At 63.2% G+C, this 13,785-nt stretch carries 17 protein-coding genes; 10 read left to right on the top strand and 7 right to left on the bottom strand.

Annotated elements, in window-relative coordinates; translation table 11 throughout:
* Position 1: 1 nt before the first annotated feature.
* Positions 2-1,669, top strand: coding sequence for a formate--tetrahydrofolate ligase (locus tag EFAMC1_RS02135; RefSeq protein WP_154052695.1), 1,668 nt, complete (start codon positions 2-4; stop codon positions 1,667-1,669).
* A gap of 269 nt (positions 1,670-1,938) precedes the next feature.
* Here the strand turns inward: EFAMC1_RS02135 and EFAMC1_RS02130 are convergent, their stop codons facing one another.
* From EFAMC1_RS02130 to EFAMC1_RS02100, 7 genes are all read right to left on the bottom strand, one after another.
* On the bottom strand, positions 1,939-2,307 hold the full coding sequence (locus EFAMC1_RS02130) for a hypothetical protein (protein ID WP_154052694.1): 369 nt from the start codon (positions 2,305-2,307) through the stop codon (positions 1,939-1,941).
* Between the two features lie 465 nt (positions 2,308-2,772).
* The gene (locus EFAMC1_RS02125; RefSeq protein ID WP_154052693.1) at positions 2,773-2,967 is read right to left on the bottom strand and encodes a hypothetical protein; all 195 of its coding nucleotides are present in this window, start codon (positions 2,965-2,967) and stop codon (positions 2,773-2,775) included.
* Positions 2,968-3,087: 120 nt separating this feature from the next.
* The gene (locus tag EFAMC1_RS02120; RefSeq protein ID WP_187324506.1) at positions 3,088-3,591 is read right to left on the bottom strand and encodes a DUF4391 domain-containing protein; all 504 of its coding nucleotides are present in this window, start codon (positions 3,589-3,591) and stop codon (positions 3,088-3,090) included.
* On the bottom strand, positions 3,588-4,487 hold the full coding sequence (locus EFAMC1_RS02115; RefSeq protein WP_154052691.1) for a nucleotidyl transferase AbiEii/AbiGii toxin family protein: 900 nt from the start codon (positions 4,485-4,487) through the stop codon (positions 3,588-3,590). The genes EFAMC1_RS02120 and EFAMC1_RS02115 overlap by 4 nt, the downstream gene beginning before the upstream one ends.
* Positions 4,484-5,128, bottom strand: a complete 645-nt coding sequence (locus EFAMC1_RS02110; protein WP_154052690.1) for a type IV toxin-antitoxin system AbiEi family antitoxin domain-containing protein — start codon at positions 5,126-5,128, stop codon at positions 4,484-4,486. The genes EFAMC1_RS02115 and EFAMC1_RS02110 overlap by 4 nt, the downstream gene beginning before the upstream one ends.
* 173 nt (positions 5,129-5,301) lie before the next feature.
* A complete protein-coding gene (locus EFAMC1_RS02105) occupies positions 5,302-6,189 on the bottom strand; it encodes a hypothetical protein (protein WP_154052689.1) in 888 nt (295 codons plus the stop codon).
* Between the two features lie 39 nt (positions 6,190-6,228).
* Positions 6,229-6,681 (bottom strand): hypothetical protein, encoded by a 453-nt coding sequence (locus tag EFAMC1_RS02100; protein WP_154052688.1) that lies wholly within the window; start codon positions 6,679-6,681, stop codon positions 6,229-6,231.
* Between the two features lie 335 nt (positions 6,682-7,016).
* On the opposite strand from EFAMC1_RS02100, the gene EFAMC1_RS02095 reads away from it, so the two are divergent.
* From EFAMC1_RS02095 to EFAMC1_RS02055, 9 genes are all read left to right on the top strand, one after another.
* Positions 7,017-7,370, top strand: a complete 354-nt coding sequence (locus EFAMC1_RS02095; protein WP_154052687.1) for a helix-turn-helix transcriptional regulator — start codon at positions 7,017-7,019, stop codon at positions 7,368-7,370.
* Positions 7,357-7,941: an ImmA/IrrE family metallo-endopeptidase gene (locus EFAMC1_RS02090; RefSeq protein ID WP_187324505.1), complete on the top strand. Its 585-nt coding sequence runs from the start codon at positions 7,357-7,359 to the stop codon at positions 7,939-7,941. Before EFAMC1_RS02095 ends, EFAMC1_RS02090 begins: the two co-directional genes overlap by 14 nt.
* 162 nt (positions 7,942-8,103) lie before the next feature.
* Positions 8,104-8,787 carry a DUF4417 domain-containing protein gene (locus EFAMC1_RS02085; protein WP_154052685.1) on the top strand — a complete coding sequence of 228 codons (684 nt, stop codon included), beginning with the start codon at positions 8,104-8,106 and terminating at the stop codon, positions 8,785-8,787.
* A 1-nt stretch (position 8,788) separates the two neighbouring features.
* Positions 8,789-9,157 carry a hypothetical protein gene (locus tag EFAMC1_RS02080; protein ID WP_154052684.1) on the top strand — a complete coding sequence of 123 codons (369 nt, stop codon included), beginning with the start codon at positions 8,789-8,791 and terminating at the stop codon, positions 9,155-9,157.
* Positions 9,157-9,438, top strand: a complete 282-nt coding sequence (locus EFAMC1_RS02075; protein WP_154052683.1) for a hypothetical protein — start codon at positions 9,157-9,159, stop codon at positions 9,436-9,438. The genes EFAMC1_RS02080 and EFAMC1_RS02075 overlap by 1 nt, the downstream gene beginning before the upstream one ends.
* Before the next feature lie 132 nt (positions 9,439-9,570).
* Positions 9,571-9,750, top strand: coding sequence for a hypothetical protein (locus tag EFAMC1_RS02070; protein WP_154052682.1), 180 nt, complete (start codon positions 9,571-9,573; stop codon positions 9,748-9,750).
* On the top strand, positions 9,747-12,077 hold the full coding sequence (hsdR, locus tag EFAMC1_RS02065; RefSeq protein ID WP_154052681.1) for an EcoAI/FtnUII family type I restriction enzme subunit R: 2,331 nt from the start codon (positions 9,747-9,749) through the stop codon (positions 12,075-12,077). Before EFAMC1_RS02070 ends, hsdR begins: the two co-directional genes overlap by 4 nt.
* Positions 12,078-12,095: 18 nt before the next feature.
* Positions 12,096-13,574 carry a class I SAM-dependent DNA methyltransferase gene (locus EFAMC1_RS02060; RefSeq protein ID WP_154052680.1) on the top strand — a complete coding sequence of 493 codons (1,479 nt, stop codon included), beginning with the start codon at positions 12,096-12,098 and terminating at the stop codon, positions 13,572-13,574.
* On the top strand, positions 13,575-13,785 hold a 211-nt coding region (locus EFAMC1_RS02055), incomplete at its 3' end, for a hypothetical protein (RefSeq protein WP_222838610.1). It lies immediately after the preceding gene.

Genomic DNA, 13,785 nt, shown 5'->3' with positions numbered 1-13,785 from the left:
CATGCCCACCGACATCGAGATCGCGCAGGCGGCGACGCCCAAGCCCATCACCGAGGTTGCCGCAGGCCTCGGCATCTCCGAGGAGCGGCTCGTCCCCTACGGCCGCGACAAGGCAAAGGTCGACTACAACGTCCTGCGCGAGGAGCCCGAGCACCCCTCCAAGCTCGTACTCGTGACCGCCATCAACCCCACGCCCGCGGGCGAGGGCAAGACCACCACGACCATCGGCCTTGCCGACGCGCTGCGCCGCCTGGGCACGAAGGCCGTCGTGGCGCTGCGCGAGCCCTCCCTGGGCCCCGTGTTTGGCATCAAGGGCGGCGCCGCGGGCGGCGGCTACGCGCAGGTCATCCCCATGGAGGACATCAACCTGCACTTCACCGGCGACTTCCACGCCATCGGCGCGGCCAACAACCTGTTGGCCGCCATGCTCGACAACCACATCAAGCAGGGCAACAAGCTGGGGATCGACCCCAAGCGCATCACGTGGAAGCGCTGCGTCGACATGAACGACCGCGTGCTTCGACGCGTGGTGGTGGGCCTTGGCGGCGTTGCCGACGGCACCACCCGCGAGGACGGCTTCGACATCACGGTCGCCTCCGAGGTCATGGCGGTGCTCTGCCTCGCCACGAGCATCCGCGACCTCAAGGAGCGCCTCGCCCGCATGGTCGTGGCACACACCTTTGACAAGCGCCCCGTCACGGCGGGAGACCTGCACGCGGCAGGCGCCATGGCAGCCCTGCTCAAGGACGCGCTCAAGCCCAATCTGGTGCAGACGCTCGAGGGCACGCCCGCCTTCGTGCACGGCGGCCCCTTCGCCAACATCGCGCACGGCTGCAACTCCGTGATGGCCACGCGCATGGCCATGCACTACGGCGACGTCGCCATCACCGAGGCTGGCTTTGGCGCAGACCTCGGTGCGGAGAAGTTCTGCGACATCACGAGCCGCATGGCCGGCTTCAAGCCTGACGCGGTTGTCGTGGTGGCCACGGTGCGTGCGCTCAAGTACAACGGTGGTGCGCCCAAGGCGGCACTTGGCGAGGAGAACCTCGAGGCGCTCGAGGCCGGCATCCCCAACCTGCTGCGCCACGTCAACAACATGCAGGACGTCTTTGGGCTGCCGTGCGTGGTGGCGCTCAACCGCTTCCCCACCGACACCCCGGCCGAGCTCTCGCTCGTCGAGGAGAAGTGCGCGTCGCTTGGCGTGAACGTGCGCCTGTCCGAGGTGTGGGCCAAGGGCGGCGAGGGCGGCGAGGCGCTTGCGAGCGAGGTGCTGCACCTGCTCGAGCGCCCGGCCGAGTTCCGTCAGGCCTACGCCGACGACGTGCCCGTCCGCCAGGCGCTCGATGCCATCGCGACCAAGGTCTATCACGCCGATGGGGTTGACCTCACGCCCCAGGCTGCCCGTCAGCTGGCCCAGATCGAGGCGGACGGCTTTGGCAGCCTGCCCGTCTGCGTGGCAAAGACGCAGTACTCCTTCACCGACGACGCCAAGGTGCTCGGTGCGCCCGAGGGCTTCCGCATCACGGTGCGCGAGCTCACGGTGAGTGCGGGTGCGGGCTTCGTGGTGGCGAAGACCGGCGCCATCATGACGATGCCCGGCCTTCCGCGCGTTCCCGCCGCCGAGAACATCGACGTCGACGACGACGGCAACATCACGGGCCTGTTCTAGGGCTTTCCCGAGTCGTCGTTCCGTGCTCGCATGCCAGCAAGGCCGCCCGTCCCATCAAGTTTGGGACGGGCGGCCTTTGCCCTTGCCCGACACGGCTCTGCGCGCCGTCCTCTTTCCTTAACCCGAGTCTTTCTTGGCTGTGCCGCCTGGCCTCCGTCTTCCTGTGCCGCGAGCCTGCTCGGCCTTTGCGCCTGACCTCACGCTCGCCCTCTACGCTCTGTCTTCTTGCGTCGTGATCCTTCGTGGCCGCTTGACGGCCCCCTGTCCCTCTACCTCGTGCCCTGCTGGCCGCGCATGCGGGCAAAGGCTACGAAGCAGAGGATCATCTGGACGATGACGAAGAAGAAGTACGCGGGAAAGAGCACTATGGCCACCGCGTAGAGGATTCCGGCCGTGAGGGCAAAGCCGCGCTTGCCCATGAGCAGCCCCAACGCGTTGAACACGACGGCAAGCAGCGTCAGCGCGAGGTGCGGCATGATGAGCATCGCGGCAAGTCCCGCACCGGCTTGTGACGCGGAGTCGGCACCGACCTGCCCCAGCGCGCCGCCGCCGTACCAGTACCACAGCGAGTAGATGACATACGCCACGCCCAGCACGAGCGCGATGGCGAGTAGGGCGCTCTTTTTCTGCTTCTCCACGATTGGGTTCCTTCCCCTTGTCCCTTGCCGGCACACGGCGGCCGGCGCAAGCCAATCCTACGCAGCGTGCAAGTTCGCGGCATTAGCTCCGAGCTAACTGGGGCCTCATAACGGTTTAAAGCGCAACGAAACAGAAGCCATCAATTCTGCAGGTAAATAGTGTTGAATGAGGTAATTATGCCAAATAGTCCGCAACTCTTCAGAATGCTCCAAACGGGATAATTTATGCCTAGGTTTATGCCTACCACGAAGCGGTCGGTTAATCCCTGATATGCAAAACCACCCCGTCAGTATTCGGTCCCAAACGCGCCCGAGACTTTCCAACGGCGCGGCCGGCCTACGGGACTTCTAAGGGTCCCTCCAGCCTGCCGCACCATTGAATAGCCGTGAACCGGGCACGGGTCCCGAAAAGAGGAACGGCGGCCTCGCGTCCGCCGTTCTTGTGGGCATCCTTGTGAAGCGGGGTCAGTCCTCTATCCGGTTGCCATCAAGGTCTTTGAGCCCGAGGCCGGCGACGTTCCCGGCGAGGAAGCGCCCGACCATCCGCTCGAACCACTGGAGGTCGTTAACGTACCACTCGAAGTGGGAGCGCCAGCCGCGGTAGAAGATCGTGAGGCGCTCGCCCTCCTCGTAGTCGATCCAGAGCGGCTCCCTGAGCACCGGTACGGAGACCTCGAAGTACGTCTTCCGGTCATCGATGCCTCATAGCCCTCGTCGCCGTAGAGGTGGGTCATCACCGCGTAGCCGTCCAGAAGGGAGAGGACCCACTCCCTGAGGCCGTCACTCTCGAAGGCCGGCGTGAACACGCTTGCCGGACGCTTGTCGTCGCAGCCGTAGGCCCGCCCAGGCGCCGTCGGCGGGGTCGAACGCGCCCGTCGCGTCCGCGGACTTCACCACCGTGGCTCCCCACTCGGCGAGACTCCCCCTCGTGATGGCGACCGAGATGGCTACGCCCACGCTTCCCTCGCAGAGCGCCACCGTAAGGTTCGGGAAGCTCTTGTGCAGGAGGCGCGACACCTCGGCGTACGCCGCGCCGCCCGACAGCTCCACCCGCAAAAAGATGATGCCCCGGATATCGCGCTCGGTGTCCACGTGCGGCAGGATCCTCGTCGTGGACTTCTGCACCGTCGCCCAGTGCTCCATGCGCGAGACGAGCTCAAGCGTCTTTCGCTCCTGCCGCGTGAGCTCCGCTTGCTGTGCGAGCATCGTCTTGGGCAGGCGCTTCCCGCCTGTAAGGGCCTCCTCGGGTTGGCGGAAGACCTCGTTCCAATCTGGCGCAATCATGAGGCGGCCTCTTCGGCAGACTCCCATGCAAGAGCCTTTGGATTCCAGGTCATGTCGCCCTTGCCCGCGAGCGCGGGGGCGTAGAACCTACCAGCAAGTTCGATTGCCTCGTCGAAGCCCCTATAGCGAGCGGGGACCCGGTTCTTAGCGGCGAACGGTGCAAACCGTGCCCGCCATTCCTCCGGCGCGCTGAACGACTCGGGAACCTCCATGCCTCGCTTGCGGCACTCAGTGCGAACTGCCAAGGCGAGTTCCCTAAGATCGAAACACCTTCCGGTCGCGTAGAAGACGATGTCCGCCAGGTCTTTCATACGCGAGGACGGCCATCCGCCCGGCTGCCGTTCCATGACCGCGCAGAGCTTGTCGGCGAGCTGGTCGGGAAGCGGGTAGAGCAGGTACTCGCAGCTCGGCACGCCCTCAATCTCGATCCTGTTGAGGGGCTGCGTGCGCTCGGGAGCGAACAGCGGGTCGCAGTCGAGCGACAGGTCGATGAGGATGGGGTCCTTCTCCTGATCACCCACGTATGTAGCGAACCGAAGCTTCAGGAGCCTCGAGTACCCGTTCTCGTCCAGCGACTCCTCGTGCCTCGTTAGCTCGAAGCGGCAGAAGTCACCGAGGTCCCTGGCAGCGAGGGTCTTCATCTCACTGAGGGCCGCCTCGGCGGATACGCTGGGCCGTGCCGCGAAGTCGATGTCGCGCGTGCTCCGTGCGCCCGGGATGCGCGCAAGGAGGCCCGAACCACCCTTGAGGATGTAGCGGGCGTCAGGGTCCGAGAACACGCGGCAGAGGAAGCGGTCCCTCAGCGCTTGGCGGTAGTCCTCGCCCGGGTCCCCGCCGGCTTTGCGCACGGCCTTTTTGAGAGCCCTGTCGAATTCCGCGGGCGACTTGTAGCTCATGCGCGGGCTCCTTCCATAATCATGGCGTCGAACAAGGGATAGCCGGCGGGGTGGCCGTACCTGGTGGCCATACCGTCAACACGCCGCCGGAAAGCCTGCGATATGGGGGTGGTGCCGCCTGAAGCGAAGTCCCTTAGGACGTTTGCGACGAGGCTCTCGTCCTCCCCGTCCCGCAGGAGGTCGAGCACGGTCCTCTCGGGCGAGGTGGTGGGGATGCTGTTGACCAAAATGACGTCCTGGGCCTGGAGGCGGCTCTTCACGGTGCGGATGCCGCACCGCCTGACCTGCTTGCGCTCGACCGATGTGAAGGTGAGGGGTTCCGGGTTCAGCTCGCCGAGGCCCATGAGCCAGGCAGCCGTGGCATGGCTCGCGACGGCATCGTTCTCGTCGCGGGTTCGCTCCCAGGCGTACTTCGTGCGGTCAAGGATGAGCCAGGCCGCGTACACCCGCTCCTCCCGGGTAGAGGGGGCGGCGCACGAGCGGTACACGGCGGGCATGACGCGCTCGATATGGCCGCTTCCCTCGAGCCTCGCGAGCGCCTGCCGGCTCACGCCGGCGCGCTCAGCTTGCGCGGTTGTGACGAACCCGCGCTGCGAGGCCATAAGGCCTGCGAGTATTTTGAGGGCGTCTATTGCTTTCATGTGAGAATTGTAACAATATTTTGCGACAAATGTAGCACGGATACGGTTGTATACCTCATCTACCGCTGCACAACGAAGCTCACGAGCGAGTAGTCGTCGAAGCCCAGGCTGACGCCCGCGTCCACCTCGCCGAGGGAGAAGAGACTCTCATGCCCAGCGCCACGGCCGCGCCCCTACGCGCCCGCGACGGGCCTCGCCGATGCGCGCACGCCCGCCAGCTTGTTGTCGAAGAGCTCCACGATGCCGTACTTGCGGTACTTCATCATGTAGCTGTCGAGCGACTCCAGCTCGTCCGGGGAGAAGGCGCGGCTCGCCACGTGCTTGCCGTACTTGATGACGGCCGACCTCTCCACCACGAGGAAGTTAAGCTCCCTGCCCGCGGCGGCCTTCGCGCACCCGAAGCTCGCGTCGCCCGAGTTCAGCGTCACCGCCGTGTAGAAGCGCACCTGCGGTACCTCCATCACCTTGGCGAAACGCTCCAGCACGCGGTTCGAGCGCGCGGGGTTCGCGAGCGAGTAGTCGTCCATCACGCCTGTGAGCGTCGGCGTTATGAAGAGGTAACGCGATCCGGTCGAGACCTGCGCCTCGTCCATCTCGTTCGTCACGTCGCGCAGCGCCTTGAGGACGTCCCCGGCCTCGGCGGCCGAGAGGTCGCCCGAGTCCACCGTCACCCCGGCGTGGCCGGCGATCTGCGCGAACGTGAACGCGTCGGCCTCCGGGGCCACCTGCGTGCGCTGCAGCTCGGCGCCGGCCTGCACGAAGCAGTCCATCACGCCGGCCTCCTCCGCGTCCATCACGTCGGCCATGAGGCGGATGCCGCGGTCGTAGTTGAAGGCCTTCGTCTCGTAGGAGAAGTCGATGGAGCCTGTCTTGTAGCCCACGTTCCTCGTGTAGTTGCCAAGGCCGCTCACGCTCACCTTCGGCACCATGATCTCCTTGGCGTTGCGCCCCGCGCGGGCCAGGCGCTTCGGCGAGTTCAGCACCGTCGAGCAGGCCTCGCGCTGGTACACCTCGTCCAGGATGGTGGTGTAGCTCTTGGCGTAGTCGATCTTGTTGGCCATAGGGGGTTACTCCTCGTCATCCAGGCCGGCGATTGCTCGCTAGCGGCTCATGGTCTGCTGCTCGGCCTTGGCCGCGGTGCCCGCGGGCTCCAGGCCCGTGGTGCCGCCGGCGGGCGGCTCGGAGGCGAACAGCCACGGTTTCGCGCCCTTCAGCTCGGCCACGTCGCCGCCGTGCTCGGCGAGCAGTGCCCGCGCGGCCGTCACGTTGCGCGCTCCTGCGAGTCTCAGCTCGTAGCCCGTGCGCTCCTCGGCGGCCTCCGCGCGAAGGCGCTCGATCTCCGCCGCCAGCTTGTCCGCGGCCTCCCGGGACTTGGCGGCCTCCGCCACCTGCGACTCCAGCTCGCGGATCCGCGCGTCCTGCCGGTCGAGCAGGGGCTCGTAGTCCGGCTTCTCTACCTGCTGCGCCTGCCGCCCCTGCGGCTGCGTCGGCTCGCCCTGCTGCCCCTGCTCCGCCTGGGCCTCCTCCGGCTTGCCATCCTGCTCACCCTCCACGTCTGGACCTCCAACGTCCGGGCGGGTAAGAAAAATGCCCGCAACGATTACCGTTGCGGGCATTCTCCAAGCCGGTCAGATGCTAACCCGCGGCCAAGCAAGAGGGGGCTTCCTCCTTTTAGGGGGCGATCCCGCGCTCGTCAGCCGATGAACATATTGTCAAACCGGCTGTCATATGCGGATACGTGACTGGGCGATAAGCAATGGAACCCTTGCCCTTTCGGGTCGTGGCCCATGCCGTGAGCGGTATTACAAAATCGGAGAAGGAATTATCTCAATCTGTGGTTTAAGTTTACAAGATGGTGTAAACTCGGCTCAGCGCGAAAGGAGACAGCATGGCAACCGAACTTGGCAAGTTCCTGAGGAAACTAAGGGTGGATAACGACGAGCTCATGAAGCAGATGGCCGATCGCCTCGGCCTCGCCTCCTCCACGCTCTCGTCCATCGAGGCGGGGAGGCGCAAGCCCGGCAAGGGCTTCTTGGAGCGGGTCATCGGCACGTACGAACTGAGCCAAAAGCAGGCGGCCGAGCTCCGAGACGCCTACGACCGCTCTAGGGATGAGGTCGAGCTGCAAATCAAGGGCCTGCCGAACCAGGACCAGCGGCTCGCCGTCGCGTTCGCCCGCAAGTTCGCCACCCTCAGCGACGAGCAGAAGAAGAGCATTAGGGGGATCCTTGAGGAAGATTAACTATGAAATGACCCACGACTACGGCTACGAGGTTCCGCCGCACAGCAGAGAGGACTTGACGCGCCTGGCGCACCTCGTCCATCAGATCTCGGGGTACAAGGGGGTCGGCCCATTTCCCATCATGCGGTTTGTGGAGCTTGTCCTGCCAGAGATCTACGAGGACTTCGAGCTGCAGGTGCTCCGGCCGCGCGAACTCGGCGAAAAGTTGGGCGAGACCTATCCGAGCAGGCATCTCATCAGACTCCGGCAGGACGTCTACGACACCGCCGTCGACGGGCAGCCCTTGGCGCGCATGACTGTGGCCCACGAGACGGGCCACCTGCTCGTGCACAACAACATCCCTATAGCGCTCGCCCGCAAGCAGGCGACGAAGTCGATCCCCGCCTACCGAAGTTCGGAGTGGCAGGCTAATGCCTTTGGCGGTGCCTTGCTCATGCCGGCCGATAAGATCATCCGTCTCGAACCCGAGGAGATCTGCGAGCTCTACAACGTCACCATCACGGCGGCCAGCACGCAGCTCAAGGCAGTCAGGGGGAAGGGGGCCATGTGGGCAAAGACGTTCAGCCTGTAGACAACGGCATGGAAAAGACGAGGGCACCGCCGCCATAGCAACGATCCCCTCACGAAAGCGGCGTACATCCACTCCCTAGACAAGACGAATTGTACGCCCTTTCGAATCTGTAGAACTCGCTGTTCGCGATTCCTTACATTTCAGATTTGAAAGGAGGATGCCTTGGAGCATCCGACCATCACCCTTACCCCTCAACGCGAGGGAAACACCCGTCACACCCCCAAGCCGAAGGCGGCATATCGCAGCGACCCGCTCTTCCTGCGCAACGGTTACCGCCAGGAGGGACGTTGGGACATCCCCGTCGTCCGCAAACAGCCCGTCGACCTCTCCCGCCCCGTCGGCCTCATCGCGTGCACCGACACGCGCCCCAACGACCATAAGAACGCTTGGAGGGGCGTCCACCACTTCGTGGACGACGCCCGCTTCGAGGACGCCTACCGCCATCCGGAGCGCAGGCTCGCCAAGTACTCCCAGTACCGCTTCGCGCTCACCCCGGACTACTCGCTCTTCCCGGAGATGCCACTCTGGCGACAGATCGAGTCGGTGGGCAAGAGTCGCTGGTGCGGGGCGTACTGGCAGGGGCACGGGCTTACCGTCGTCCCCACGATGGGGTGGGGACTTGCGCCTACCTTCGACTTCTGCTTTGCCGGCGTCGATGAGGGCTCCGTTGTCGCGGTGAGCACGCTCGGGTGCCGCACCGGCCGCATGCGGTTTCTGCGCGGGTACGACGCCATGCTCGAGCAGGTGCGGCCCGAGACGGTCATCTGCCTCGGCAAGCCCGTCCCCGGCATGCGCGGCGATGTTATCGAGGTCGACTACCTCGGCTCCCGCAAGGCGGCGCGCTAGCATGGGCGGACGCGGCACCTTCGCGGCGGGGAACAACGTCGCGTACAAGTTCGAGACCGTGGACAAGATCGAGGGCGTCAAGGTCCTCAGGCCGCTCTCCGGCTCGCTCAAGCTCCCCGAGGAGGCCCACTCGAGCGGGGCCTACGTCCTGCTCGACAGGAACGGCGTCTTCAAGCAGTATCGGGAGTACGACAAGGACCACTACCTCACCTTCGAGATCGGCTGGCACCACGAGCCGAAGATCGACCCGAAGGCGGACAAGGTCTTCCACGTCCACGAGTACACCCGGGACTTCGGGCGCACCACGCGCCCCATCACCCCGGAGGAGCTCGAGAAGTACAAGAAGTTCTTCAAGGGAGTGAGGCTCTGATGAGAGACCGTTCACCGCAGGAGTTCATCGACGACCTCACCTACGGCATGGAGCAGACGTTCAGCTTCCGCGGGCGCACCTACTTCGTCGAGGGCTCCACCGAGCCCGACGGCACCTGGTTCGCCCACATGGACCGCTGGGCGCCCGACCCCGAGGACTACATCTGGACCCACCGCGCGCACACCATGGCGGAGTGCGTCGAGGCGTTCCTCGAGGCGCCGCTCTTCGACGGCCTCACCTTCTGGCAGGCGGAGGGCGAGATGACCTCACTGTACGCGTAAGCGATGGCCCCATTCATCCTGAATGGGGCCTCCTTTACTCCGGCATTTCTACCCCGTGTTTTCATAAGACCTCCTGGGCAGTGTTGTAAACTTATATAAGTTGTATGCATGAGAAGACGGGGGCGGTCCACGGTGGACGAACAAGAGTGTCGTCAGGAGTTGCTGCTCGGCAAGAAGTCCGAGAGGATCATCTTCGCGGTGACCCCGGAGCTCAAGAAGGCCGTGGCCGATATGGCTGCGCGAGACTGCAAGACCGTGAGCGCCTTCATAACCTCGATGCTTGCCGATGAGGCAGTGAGGAGGACGAAGTGAACGAGTCGGATACCCGCCTCAAGTTCATCGACCCCGCCCTAAAGAGGAGTTGGGACTTCAAGAGCCAGATATTCACCGAGTACTACTTCACTGACGGTGAGATTGTCGTTCGCGGTCACTTCACGTCGCGAAAGAAACCGAAGAAGGCCGATTACCTACTCATGTACGCCCCCGACCTTCCACTCGCTGTCGTCGAGGCCAAGGATACCGAGCACAGCATCGGCGCGGGGCTCCAGCAGGCCATAGGTTATGCGCAGGCGCTCGATGTCCCCTTCGCGTACAGCACGAACGGCAAGGGCTTCATCGAGCATGATTTCTGCACCGGTAAGGAGAGGCCGCTGGGGATGGATGAGTTTCCTACCCCTGCCGAGCTCTGGGCTCGCTACCGTGCGGGGCGTGGCTTGGAGGGCGAATATCCCGAACAGGTCGTTACAACGCCTTACTATCGAGAGTATGGCGGAAACAGCCCTCGCTACTACCAGCGCATCGCCGTGAACCGCACGCTCGAGGCCGTTGCGCGTGGCAAAGACCGCATCCTTCTCGTTATGGCTACTGGCACGGGCAAGACCTTCACAGCGTTTCAGATCGTCCATCGCCTACGCGAGTCGGGCGAGGTCAACAAGGTGCTCTACCTTGCGGACCGCAACGTGCTCGTCGACCAGACCATCACGGGTGACTTCAAGCCGCTGGAAAAGGTGACCACAAAGGTAACGGGTCGGAAGCTCGACTCCGCCTACCAGGTCTACTTTGCCCTCTACCAGCAGCTTGTCGGCGAGAACGGCGAGGAGATCTTCCGGGAGTTCGATCGAGAGTTCTTCGACCTCATCATAGTGGACGAGTGCCACCGCGGTAGCGCTGCAGCTGACTCAGCATGGCGCAAGATTCTCACGTACTTCAACGAGGCGATTCAGATTGGCATGACCGCCACACCCAAGGAGACTAAGGACGTCTCCAACATCGATTACTTTGGTGATCCTGTCTACACTTACTCGCTCAAGCAGGGCATCGAGGACGGATTCCTTGCGCCCTACAAGGTCATTCGCCCCAAACTCAACATCGACGTTTATGGGTGGCGCCCTGAGGCCGGCACCGTTGACGACAATGGCGAGGCGGTTGCTGATCGCGTCTACGAGAAGCAGGACTTCGACCGCGAGCTCGTCATCCGTGAGCGTACGGAGGCGGTCGCCCGCAAGGTTACCCAGTTCCTCAGGGAAACGGACCGCTACGCCAAGACCATCGTGTTCTGCGTAGACATCGACCACGCCGAGCGCATGAGGCAGGCGTTCGTGAACGAGAACAGCGACATTGCCAAGGAGCATCCCACCTACGTCATGCGAATCACCGGGGACTCAGCCGAGGGTAAGGCGCAGCTCGACAACTTCATGGACCCCGACGAAAAGTACCCCACGGTCGTCACCACGTCGAAACTCCTCACTACCGGCGTCAACTGCAAGACGTGCAAGGTCATCGTGCTCGACAACCTCTTCGGCGAGCAGGGCATGACCGAGTTCAAGCAAATCATCGGTCGTGGCACACGAATCTACGAGCCCTACGGGAAGCTCTATTTCACCATCCTGGACTTCCGTGACGCCTCGCGTCTCTTCGTGGATCCTTCGTTCGACGGGGAGCCCGCACAGGTCTACGAGCCCGCACCGGACGGTCCCATGGACCCAAGCCCAGACATGCCCGATTCCCCGCCGGACGTAACCCCGAACCCGGAGCCGCCTACGTGGCCGGATGATGCAGATGACCCCGAGAAGAAGCGGATAAAATACTACGTCCACGGGGTCGAGGTCCGCGTCGTCTCCGAACGCGTCGAGTATTACTCGACCACCGGGGAGCTCGTGACGGAGAGCCTCAAGGGCTACACAAAGAAGAACATTCTCGGAGAGTACGACACCCTCGACCGCTTCCTCGTTGCCTGGAAGGCGGAGGACAGAAAACAGGCCATCATCGACGAGCTGGAGGAGAGGGGCGTCTTCCTCGAAGAACTCAGACAAGAGTCGGGCCAGGACCAAATGAGCGACTTCGACCTCATCTGCCACATAGCCTACGATCAGAAGCCGCTCACCCGATCCGAGCGCGCCAACAATGTGAAAAAGAGAGGCTACCTTTACGACTACGCCGGCGTTGCCCGCGAGGTGCTGGAAACGCTGCTCGAGAAGTACGCGACCTCGAACCTCGTCGACCTCGACGACACGCGCGTGCTCGACCTCGAAGAGTTCAGGAGGTTCGGAAGCCCCATGAAAATCGTCCGCGCATTTGGCGGCAAACAGCAATACATCCGCGCCGTGCAGGCGCTTGAAGACGCCATCTACGCGGCATAGGAAAGGAACCACAGACGAATGGCACTCGGAACGCTGGTCAAAACCCTGCAGAACATCATGCGCAAGGACGCGGGCATCAACGGCGATGCGCAGCGCATCGAGCAGATGACATGGCTCTTCTTCCTCAAGATCTACGACGCCAAGGAGGAGGAGTGGGAGTTCCATGACGATGACTACGAGTCCATAATCCCGGAACGCCTGCGCTGGCATACCTGGGCCCACGACAACAAGGATGGGAAGGCGCTCACCGGGCCAGAACTGCTCGACTTCGTGAACAACGACTTGTTCAAGACGCTTCAGGGCCTCGACCTCGAGCCCGAGGCGCCACTCAAGCACGCCATCGTTAAGGCTGCCTTTACCGATGCGAACAACTATATGAAGGACGGCGTGCTGCTCCGTCAGGTCATCAACGCGATAGACGAGGCTGTCGACTTCACCGAGTACAAGGAGCGCCATGCCTTCGGCGAGATCTACGAGACCATCCTCAAGGATCTCCAGTCGGCAGGCAACGCCGGCGAGTTCTACACGCCGCGTGCGGTGACTGACTTCATGGCGGAAATGCTCGCACCAAAGCTCGGCGAGAGGGTCGCCGACTTCGCGTGCGGCACGGGTGGATTCCTCACGAGTGCGCTCAAGCTCCTTGACGCACAAGTGAAGACGCCGGCGGACCGAGAGCTCTACTCTAGGTCGATATACGGCATCGAGAAAAAACAGCTGCCCTATCTGCTCTGCGTTACCAACATGCTCCTGCACGACATTGATAACCCGCAGGTGTTTCACGCCAACTCGCTCGAATCGGACGTGCGTGAGTGGAAGCACAGGGCTGATGGCCAGTTCGACGTCGTGCTCATGAATCCGCCCTACGGGGGCTCCGAGCAGGCGAGTATACAAAACAACTTCCCCACAGCTCTGCGCAGCTCCGAGACGGCCGACCTCTTTCTTGCCCTCATCCTATACCGTCTCAAAAAAGGAGGCCGAGCCGCCGTCATCATTCCGGACGGGTTCCTGTTCGGGGCTGACGGCGCGAAGACCGAGATTAAGTGCCGCCTCGTTGAGGAATTCAACCTCCATACCGTTCTGAGGCTGCCGCAGAGTGTGTTCGCGCCATATACCCCCATCACCACGAACGTGCTCTTCTTCGACAACGCAGGCAAGTCCGAAGGCGTGTGGTTCTACCGCATGGACATGCCCGAGGGCTATAAGCATTTCTCGAAGACGAAGCCCATTCGCACCGAGCACTTCGAACCGGTACGTGCATGGTGGGGGAATCGCGAAGAGATCATCAAGGACGGCAACCCCAAAGCGAGGTTCTACCCGCCAGAGGAGCTCAAGGAAGGCGGCTATAACCTCGATCTGTGCGGTTACCCGCACGAGGAGGAAGAGGTGCTTCCGCCCGACGAGCTCATCGCGCAATACCGCTCGCGTCGTCGCGAACTCGATGAGCAGATAAATGCCAAGCTCGCGCAGATTTGCGAGATCCTGGGGATTGATGCATAGATGAAGGCCAAGGACCTCAAGAATTCGATATTGCAGATGGCCGTCGAGGGCAAGCTCGTACCGCAAGACCCCAGCGACGAGCCGGCAAGCATCCTGCTGGAGCGTATCCGCGCGGAGCGCCGCGAGCTCGTCGCCGAGAAGAAGATGAAGGCGCCGAAGGGCGGCGAGTCCGTCATCTACCTTGCCTCCGATGGCTCCCGCTATGAGAAGC

The organism is Olsenella uli (assembly GCF_901212675.1).
In the GTDB taxonomy this organism is placed as follows: domain Bacteria; phylum Actinomycetota; class Coriobacteriia; order Coriobacteriales; family Atopobiaceae; genus Parolsenella; species Parolsenella uli_B.
Note: the sequence above shows the minus strand (reverse complement) of the source record. Positions and strands in the feature narration are given on the sequence as shown.

Excerpts from the sequence above, each read along its gene's own strand:
- EFAMC1_RS02135 (WP_154052695.1), top strand. The coding sequence starts at position 2 with ATGCCCACCGACATCGAGATCGCGCAGGCGGCGACGCCCAAGCCCATC.
- EFAMC1_RS02120 (WP_187324506.1), bottom strand. The coding sequence starts at position 3,591 with ATGATTGCGCCAGATTGGAACGAGGTCTTCCGCCAACCCGAGGAGGCC.
- EFAMC1_RS02115 (WP_154052691.1), bottom strand. The coding sequence starts at position 4,487 with ATGAGCTACAAGTCGCCCGCGGAATTCGACAGGGCTCTCAAAAAGGCC.
- EFAMC1_RS02110 (WP_154052690.1), bottom strand. The coding sequence starts at position 5,128 with ATGAAAGCAATAGACGCCCTCAAAATACTCGCAGGCCTTATGGCCTCG.
- EFAMC1_RS02105 (WP_154052689.1), bottom strand. The coding sequence starts at position 6,189 with ATGGCCAACAAGATCGACTACGCCAAGAGCTACACCACCATCCTGGAC.
- EFAMC1_RS02095 (WP_154052687.1), top strand. The coding sequence starts at position 7,017 with ATGGCAACCGAACTTGGCAAGTTCCTGAGGAAACTAAGGGTGGATAAC.
- EFAMC1_RS02080 (WP_154052684.1), top strand. The coding sequence starts at position 8,789 with ATGGGCGGACGCGGCACCTTCGCGGCGGGGAACAACGTCGCGTACAAG.
- EFAMC1_RS02075 (WP_154052683.1), top strand. The coding sequence starts at position 9,157 with ATGAGAGACCGTTCACCGCAGGAGTTCATCGACGACCTCACCTACGGC.
- EFAMC1_RS02060 (WP_154052680.1), top strand. The coding sequence starts at position 12,096 with ATGGCACTCGGAACGCTGGTCAAAACCCTGCAGAACATCATGCGCAAG.